Origin of the sequence: Burkholderia sp. E168m23 (assembly GCF_016586125.1) — a bacterium.
GTDB lineage: Bacteria > Pseudomonadota > Gammaproteobacteria > Burkholderiales > Burkholderiaceae > Burkholderia > Burkholderia orbicola.
Genome location: NZ_BCPP01000496.1, coordinates 1 through 5,204, shown reverse-complemented (window position 1 = coordinate 5,204; position 5,204 = coordinate 1). Strand labels below are relative to the sequence as shown.

Sequence of the window (5,204 nt, the reverse complement as noted above, 5' to 3'; positions counted from 1 at the left end):
TCCCGCCACCGGTGCGGTGCAGGGCCGCCGCGAATGGGGCGCGCTGTCGCTCGCGCGGCTCGACCTGATGCCGTTCATCTACCGGCTGCACTATTCGCTGTTCCTGCCCGTGTACGGCGGGATCAACTTCGGGTTCTGGGTGATGGGCGTCGTCGGCATCGTGTGGGCGATCGACAGCCTGATCGCGCTGGTGCTCGCGTTTCCGAACCTGAAAAGCTGGCGCAAGTCGTTCGCGTTCCGTGTGCGGCGCGGTGGCTATCCGCTCGTGTTCGACCTGCACCGCTCGGGGGGCGTGTGGGTGTGGGGGCTGCTGCTCGTCGTCGCGGTCACGTCGATTTCGATGAACCTTGCCGTTCCGGTCGTGCGCCCGTTGGTCTCGCTGATGTCGCCGCTCGCGGAGACGCCGTACACCAATCCCGAGCATTTCCCGCCGGCCCCGGCGGGCAGCCAGGTGCTCCCGCGCGAGCGGATCGTCGAGATCGCCCGCTCGGCCGGCCGCGACGCGGGGATCACCGCGCCGCCGGGTGCGCTGCTGTTCGCCCCGGCGATGAACGCCTATGCGGTCGGGTTCTTCACGCCGGGCAACGACCATGGCGACGTCGGGCTCGGCAATGCGTGGCTGTACTGGAATGCGGTGACCGGCAAACCCGTCGCGGCGCAGGTGCCGGGCCGCGGTTCGGCCGGCGACCTGTTCATGCAGGCGCAGTTTCCACTGCACTCGGGGCGGATCGCCGGTGTCGCGGGACGTGTCGCCGTGAGCGTGCTCGGCATCGTGATCGCGATGCTGAGCGTAACGGGCGTCTGCATCTGGGTGAAGAAGCGCAGCGCACGCGGGCGGGCCGCGCGGAGCACGCGGCCGGTCGTGCCGGCGTCGTCGTCGCGCGCCGCGCGGTAAGGGCCGGGCACCAAGCACCAAGCGGACGGTGCTATCGCCGCAGGTCGGCGGCGCGGCACCGGCGCCGAGCTTGTCTCCGCGCCGTCAGCCCGCCTTGCGCCGGCGGGCCGGCTGCTTGCCGCCGAGCGCCGCGCATTGCGCGTGGCACGGGCAGCCGGCTTCGTGATCGTTGACCATGCCGGTCGCCTGCATCAGCGCATAGCAGATCGTTGAGCCGACGAACTTGCAGCCGTACGCCTTCAGCGCCTTGCTGAGCGCGTCGGACTGCTCGGTCGACGCGGGCGCGTCGCGGTATGACTGCCACGCATTCTGGACCGGCGTATCGCCGACGAACGACCACAGGAACGCGGCGAGCGACCCATGCTCCTCCCGGATGCGCTGCACGGCGCGCGCGTTGCTCACCGCCGATTCGACCTTCGCGCGGTTGCGCACGATGCCCGGGTTCTCCAGCAATTTCTCGATGCGCTTGGGCGTGAAGCGCGCGACGGTATCGACGTCGAAATCGGCGAACGCTTCGCGATAGCCCGCACGTTTGTTCAGGATCGTCGACCACGACAGCCCGGCCTGCGCGCCTTCCAGGATCAGCATTTCGAACAGGTGGCGATCGTCGTGCGACGGTACGCCCCACTCGGTATCGTGATAGTGAGCGTCCGCTTCCGTCTTCACCCAGTTGCACCGCTGCGACATCGTCTGCCTCGTTTTCAGTGTCGATTCGATCGCGCCAGCATAGCGGAAGCCCTTTTGGCGGGATAGCCGGCCGAACGGCAGATGGGCGCGCGGCGCCGATCCGGTTAAGCTTGGCGCCTGTTCGAATCAGCGGGATGAAGGCATGGCGGCATTACTTTTTGCGATCGGCATCGACGGCGGCGGCACGGGCACGCGCGCAGTACTGGCCGACCGGCACGGGCGCGAGCTGGCGCAGGGGCGCGGCGGCCCGTCGGGGCTCGGTCTCGGCATCGAGCGGGCATGGGCATCGATCGGCGCGGCGTGCGCGGACGCATTCACGCAGGCCGGTCTCGCGTTCGACTGGTCGCAGTGCGCGCTCGGCTGCGGGCTGGCCGGCGTCAACAACGCGGGGTGGCTCGCCGCATTCCGCGCGCAGGCGCCGCTCGGCGCGCTCGCAATCGAGAGCGACGCGTATACCACCGTCGTCGGCGCGCATGGCGGCGCGCCGGGGCTCATCGTCGCGCTCGGCACCGGCAGCATCGCGGCGGCGCTCGACGCGGCCGGCCCGTGCCGGATCGCGGGCGGCTTCGGCTTCCCGTCCGGCGACGAGGCGAGCGGCGCGTGGCTCGGCGTGCGCGCGCTCGCCTACGCGCAACAGGCGCTCGACGGCCGCGTGCCGCGCGATGCGTTCGCCACGGCCCTGCTCGCGGAAACGGGCGCGCAGGATCGCGATGCGCTCGTCCAGTGGTCGTGCGACGCGAACCAGACGATCTATGCACGTCTCGCACCGATCGTGTTCGCGCACCGCACCCATCCGGTCGCGCGCGCGCTGATCGCGCAGGCCGGCGACGAGATCGGCAAGATGATCGATGCGCTCGATCCGCAGCACGCGTTGCCGGTCGCGCTGTGCGGCGGGCTGGCGGACGCGCTCGCGCCGGCCGTGCCGGCACGGCACGCCGCGCGGCTGCGCGCGCCGCTCGACGATTCGGCGCATGGTGCGCTGCGGCTCGCGCTCCAGGCGTTGCGGGCGGCGGAGGTGGGCTAAGCCAAGCCGAGCGGGGTGCGTACGGTGAATGCCGCGTCGCAGCAGCGTCGCGCGCGGCGCCTGGCCGGCAACCGCCCGGCGCGCTACCGGGCACGACGTTAAAATGACGCTTCCTCCGTGCCCCGAGCGCCACTCTCCCGCCCCATGTACAAAGTCATCGCCACCGATCTCGACGGTACGCTGCTGAACAGCGACCACCAGCTCGACCCGTACACGATCGACACCGTTCGCCGGCTCGACCGCGACGGCGTGCAGTTCGTGATCGCCACGGGGCGCCACTATGCGGACGTCGCCGGCATTCGCGACGTGCTCGGCATCCGGCCGTACCTGATCACGTCGAACGGCGCGCGCGTGCATGCGCCGGACGACACGAAGATCCACGCGCAGGACATCGACGCAGCAATCGTGCGCAGCCTCGTGCAGCCGGCAGTCCTCGGCGCGCACGGCCGCGTGATCGTCAACCTGTTCACCAACGACGGCTGGCTGATCGACCGCGACGCGCCGCACCTGCTCGAATTCCATCAGGATTCGGGCTTCCGGTACGACGTGATCGACATGGCCGCGCACGACGGCGCGGATATCGCGAAGGTGCTGTATATCGGCGAACCGGCCGACCTGGCGGTCGTCGCGGAGCAGATGCGCGTGCAGTTCGGCGACGCGCTGTACGTCACGTACTCGCTGCCCGACTGCCTCGAAGTGATGACCGCGAACGTGTCGAAGGGGCGCGCGCTGCGCGCGGTGCTCGCGCGGCTCGGCGTCGATGCCGGCCACTGCATCGCGTTCGGCGACAACATGAACGACATCGATCTGCTCGAAACCGCCGGTCATGCGTTCATGATGAACAACGCGAACCCCGACCTGATCGCGCAGCTGCCGCACGTCCCGCGGATCGGCAACAACTTCGACGCGGGCGTCGCCCGCCATCTGCGCACGCTGTTCTCGCTGGAAGACGACGTCGTCGCGTCCTGAGCGTCCGCCCCGGGCGCGTTTCCCGCGCGGAAATGAAAAACGGGCGCCAGGGGCGCCCGTCGAAATTACCTGCCTCGATGTTCTTCGACAGCGTGAGGCTCGCTGCTCTGCTCGCTTGACCCCGTAGTGTTTTATTCGCTTGTGCGAGCGGATGCCGGCAGCAGGTCGACGGCGTCGTCACGCCCGGCGACCAGCGGGTAGATGATCCCCGCGAGTACCGCGCCGATCAGCGGCGCGACCCAGAACAGCCACAGCTGGCCGATCGCGTCACCGCCCACGAACAGCGCCGGGCCGGTCGAGCGCGCCGGGTTCACCGACGTGTTGGTGACCGGAATCGAGATCAGGTGAATCAGCGTCAGGCACAGCCCGATCGCGATCGGCGCGAAGCCGGCCGGCACCCCGCGCTTGTCGGTCGCGCCGAGGATCACGAACAGGAAGAAGCCCGTCATCACGACTTCGCAGATGAACGACGCGGCGAGCGAGTAGTGGCCGGGCGAGCGATCGCCGAAGCCGTTCGTCGCAAAGCCGCTGCCGACGACGTCGAAACCCGGCTTGCCGGTTGCGATCAGGTACAGCACGAAGGCGCCGAGCGTGGCGCCGACGACCTGCGCGACGATGTACGGCGCGAGATCGCGTGCCGGGAAGCGGCCGGCGACCGTCAGGCCGACGCTCACCGCCGGATTCAGGTGGCAACCCGAGATGTGGCCGATTGCGAATGCCATCGTCAGCACGGTCAGGCCGAAGGCGAGTGCGACGCCGGCAAAGCCGATGCCGAGGCCCGGAAAGGCGGCGGCCAGCACGGCGCTTCCGCACCCGCCGAGCACCAGCCAGAACGTGCCGAATACCTCTGCAGCGAGACGCTGAGAAAGATTCATGTAAGGACCTCGTCCAAGTGGGTTGAAGACCCCGGCCGACGCAACGGATTTATTTCGTCGTCCGGAATTGGTCTGGATTATAGGAAATGAATCGGGTTCGGGAGGGTAAACGATTGTTAAATTTGAATGGCTGACGAATGCCTTTTATTAGAATAAGTCCGCATTCTCGATATAGACGATTCGGTTAAAGATGGCAGCATTAATTTCGAAGGGCAGGGCGGCAGTGCGGATGACGTAACGGACGTTGGTGTCCCGGCCGGATTCGCCGGGGCCGCATCATCGAAAAGGGGAGTCGAAAAATGTCTCAATACGCGAAACTCAAGGCGCAGATCGCCGATCTGCAGGCCCAGGCGGACGACGTGCGCCGCCAGGAAGTGGCAGCGGTGATCGCCGATGTCCAGCGAATGATTGCCGAATATGGCCTGACGGCCCAGGACCTGGGCTTCGCGGAACGGGCGCGGCGCGGGCGTCCGCCGAAGAAGGCGCCGTTGCCGCCGAAATACCGCGATCCGAAGTCGGGTGCCACCTGGAGTGGGCGCGGCAAGCCGCCGAATTGGATCGTCGGCAAAAACCGCGATCGTTTTCTGATCGAGTGACCGAAGGCCAAATGGAAAGAGCCGCATCGACGATGCGGCTCTTTTGCTTTGCGGGTTTTGCGCGCCGATTTCGGCGCGGATTTACGGCCTATTTCCGCGCGGATTTTCGCGTCAGGCGCCCGCGACCCGGCGCAATGCCGGTTGCTTGGTTGCCGCGC

At 68.0% G+C, this 5,204-nt stretch carries 6 protein-coding genes; 4 read left to right on the top strand and 2 right to left on the bottom strand.

Annotated elements, in window-relative coordinates; translation table 11 throughout:
• The coding region (locus JMF90_RS23030; protein ID WP_201325467.1) for a PepSY domain-containing protein at window positions 1-895 on the top strand (895 nt) is incomplete at its 5' end.
• Between the two features lie 84 nt (window positions 896-979).
• Here the strand turns inward: JMF90_RS23030 and JMF90_RS23025 are convergent.
• Window positions 980-1,582 carry a DNA-3-methyladenine glycosylase I gene (locus tag JMF90_RS23025; protein WP_125380915.1) on the bottom strand — a complete coding sequence of 201 codons (603 nt, stop codon included), beginning with the start codon at window positions 1,580-1,582 and terminating at the stop codon, window positions 980-982.
• A 142-nt stretch (window positions 1,583-1,724) separates the two neighbouring features.
• Here JMF90_RS23025 and JMF90_RS23020 point away from each other — a divergent pair, with 142 nt between their 5' ends.
• A complete protein-coding gene (locus JMF90_RS23020; protein ID WP_125380916.1) occupies window positions 1,725-2,606 on the top strand; it encodes a BadF/BadG/BcrA/BcrD ATPase family protein in 882 nt (293 codons plus the stop codon).
• A 144-nt stretch (window positions 2,607-2,750) separates the two neighbouring features.
• Window positions 2,751-3,575: a Cof-type HAD-IIB family hydrolase gene (locus JMF90_RS23015; RefSeq protein ID WP_054928242.1), complete on the top strand. Its 825-nt coding sequence runs from the start codon at window positions 2,751-2,753 to the stop codon at window positions 3,573-3,575.
• Window positions 3,576-3,706: 131 nt separating this feature from the next.
• On the opposite strand, the gene aqpZ is transcribed toward JMF90_RS23015, so the two are convergent.
• Complete coding sequence (gene aqpZ, locus JMF90_RS23010; RefSeq protein ID WP_006489324.1) at window positions 3,707-4,450, bottom strand: aquaporin Z; 744 nt, start codon at window positions 4,448-4,450, stop codon at window positions 3,707-3,709.
• Window positions 4,451-4,749: 299 nt separating this feature from the next.
• Between aqpZ and JMF90_RS23005 the strand changes: the two genes are divergently transcribed.
• Complete coding sequence (locus JMF90_RS23005) at window positions 4,750-5,046, top strand: H-NS histone family protein (protein WP_006489320.1); 297 nt, start codon at window positions 4,750-4,752, stop codon at window positions 5,044-5,046.
• The last annotated feature ends 158 nt before the right edge of the window (window positions 5,047-5,204 follow it).